At 73.5% G+C, this 1,117-nt stretch carries 1 protein-coding gene; it reads right to left on the bottom strand.

All coding sequences use genetic code 11. The annotated features are described in order from the left end of the window. Positions 1–1,117: polyketide synthase (locus H5J33_RS36110; protein WP_220213065.1), on the bottom strand; the 1,117-nt coding region annotated here is incomplete at both ends.

Genomic DNA, 1,117 nt, shown 5'->3' with positions numbered 1-1,117 from the left:
CACGGTGCGGGCGGCCAGGGCGCCCCCGACCGCCGCCGGGCTCACCTCGGGATGTACGGCGGTGAAGGCCCCCAGCCGGCGCGCCTGCTCCCGCAACGCGGCCTCGGACCTGGCCGACAGCACCCACGGCACCACCCCGCCCGCGGATCCCGCCGAAACCCCGGCCCGCTCCTCGGCAGCCGCCTCGATCACCACGTGCGCGTTCGTACCGCTGATGCCGAACGCCGAGACGCCAGCGCGACGCGGGTGGCCGTTGTCGGGCCAGGGCCGGGCCTCGGTGAGCAGCCGGATGTTTCCGGACTCCCAGTCGACGTGTGAGGTCGGCGTGTCGACATGCAGGGTCGGCGGCAGTTGCCCGTGCCGCATCGCCATCACCATCTTGATCACACCGGCGACACCGGCCGCGGCCTGCGTGTGCCCGATGTTCGACTTCACCGACCCCAGCCACAACGGCTCGTCCCGCCCCTGACCGTAGGTCGCCAGGAGTGCCTGCGCCTCGATGGGATCGCCGAGCGTGGTGCCGGTGCCGTGCGCTTCGACCGCGTCCACGTCCGCCGTCGAGAGTCCCGCGTTCGCCAGCGCCTGCCGGATCACCCGCTCCTGCGACGGACCGTTCGGCGCCCCGAGGCCGTTGGAGGTGCCGTCCTGGTTCACCGCAGAACCCCGGACGACCGCCAGCACCCGGTGACCGTTGCGACGGGCGTCCGACAACCGCTCCAGCAGCACCAACCCCGCGCCCTCGGCCCACGCCGTACCGTCGGCCGCCTCGGCGAACGCCTTCACCCTGCCGTCGGGGGCCAGGCCGCGCTGGCGCGAGAACTCGGTGAACCCCAGCGGGGTCGCCATCACGGTCACCCCGCCGGCCAGGGCCAGCGAGCACTCTCCCGAGCGCAGCGCCTGAGCGGCCAGGTGGATCGCCACCAGCGAGGACGAGCAGGCGGTGTCCAGGGAGACCGCCGCGCCTTCCAGTCCCAGCAGATAGGCGATCCGGCCGGAGGTCACGCTGGTCGCGGCGCCCGTACCGAGATATCCCTCGGCGTCGGCGGGTGCCTGGTCGCCGTAGCCGGATGCCCAGATGCCGGTGAAGACGCCCGTCTGGCTGCCCCGCAACGACGTC

The organism is Streptomyces sp. WELS2, assembly GCF_013870595.1.
Lineage (GTDB): Bacteria > Actinomycetota > Actinomycetes > Streptomycetales > Streptomycetaceae > Streptomyces.
This window is presented reverse-complemented; position numbering and strand designations above follow the sequence as displayed.